This window comes from Bacteroides caecigallinarum (assembly GCF_021530995.1).
In the GTDB taxonomy this organism is placed as follows: Bacteria; Bacteroidota; Bacteroidia; order Bacteroidales; family Bacteroidaceae; genus Phocaeicola; species Phocaeicola faecigallinarum.
On sequence record NZ_JADYTF010000227.1, the window covers coordinates 1 to 1,474 of the forward strand.

A 1,474-nucleotide genomic window follows, 5' to 3' on the forward strand; every position below is an offset into this window, starting at 1 on the left:
ACTTATAAAAAATTATTACCGACAACAATATGCTGCCGGTAAATATTTTATTGCCTTTATTCATATGAATATACCAATGGAAGCCTTTGGAATCATTCTACCGTAAATCATTTTAGAGGAAAGATAGGGGATTTTTGCGATAATCTCCTATCTTCTAATGCTTTCATTTATTTTTGAAGTGGAATTTAGAACACTCTCTTTAGCCCCTTATCCTGCTTTGTAGGTGCAATCCCCAAACCGTTTCTCCATTCATGTGCTTTCTGCCTGAACCATTGCACAAGCGGAATGTCATTCACGCATATATGATAGTAACCTTTCCTATCTTTGTCCTCCTCAAATGAGAATGCCGCACCCTCGTCACGAAACTTTCGGTTGAATTCAGGAGAATAGAAATCGCCTTTCAACCTGACTTTCTTCAACTTGCACAACTCTTGGATTACCCTTTCAGAGAATTTCAAGGTGTTCCGGCAGAAGTCAATCAACGGCAACAGCTTTTCCACATGAGGGAAGTAACGCTGTATCTTGTCCATATACTCGTTGAACTTGGTGCGGTCTTCTATATGTTCCCGTTCCATTGTTTCAATATACTGTATCAATTCTTCATTCTGACTTTCAAGGGCAGATATACGTTGCTGCATTTCATCCCTTTCCGCTTTTAACTTATTGCTGCCCAGAAGAGAACCGACCTTTGCCACGAGTGCGGCTTTCGCCTCGGTCTTGGCGGCTTCCAGCTTCTCCAACTTGATTTCTTTCCGTACTTCGTCAAGCTGCCGTTCCGCCTGTAGCTGCTCGGTCTGCAACTGCCTTACGTTGGCTTCAAGCTCTCCCGTCTGCCGTTTCAGTTCACGGTAGTATTGGGCGGTAGTGGTATGCCGTGCTTCCGAACCTCGTATGCCACGCTGCAATCCGTACTTCGCCATCACTGCGGCGTAGCTGTCGTGGTAGGCGACAAGCCGTTCACGGGTCAGGAGGTCATCGGCGCACAGGCGTACGGCGTTGGCTTTCTTGCGGTAGGTGCGTTTGCCGTCTGTCTGCTTCTTCCTTGCTTTCCTGCGTTCGCTCGTCACTATCGGCACGACCGTGGCGTGGATGTGCGGCGTGTGCTCGTCCATGTGCAGTACTGCCGAAACAGTGTTCTCTTTTCCGAATGTGCGGTGCAGCCATTGCAGGTTGTCATCGCACCATTCGTTTAGTCTGCCCTCGTCCTGTATTTTCATCATATCCTCGTGCGTACCCGAAAGCACGATTCTAATTGCCCGCACTTGGTCGGGGGTTATCTTACGTTTGATGCCTGCCGTACGGATACGGTGGCTTATCGCTTCGGTACGGTCGGACACTCCATCAGGGAACTCCACCAGTTCACGGTTGAGATGTGTACGTGTAGGGTCTGCGTTCTTGGGTATGGTCTTACGTTCTATGTGGTCGGATGCGCCCGTGTCAGCCGAGCCTTTCGCTTTGTTGATTTGAATGCTTA

General features: G+C 48.2%; 1 protein-coding gene. It reads right to left on the minus strand.

Annotated features, from left to right (window positions below; translation table 11 throughout):
• Positions 1-185: 185 nt before the first annotated feature.
• Positions 186-1,474, minus strand: a 1,289-nt coding sequence (mobV, locus tag I6E24_RS16220; protein ID WP_235329728.1) for a MobV family relaxase, incomplete at its 5' end; no start/stop codon positions are given.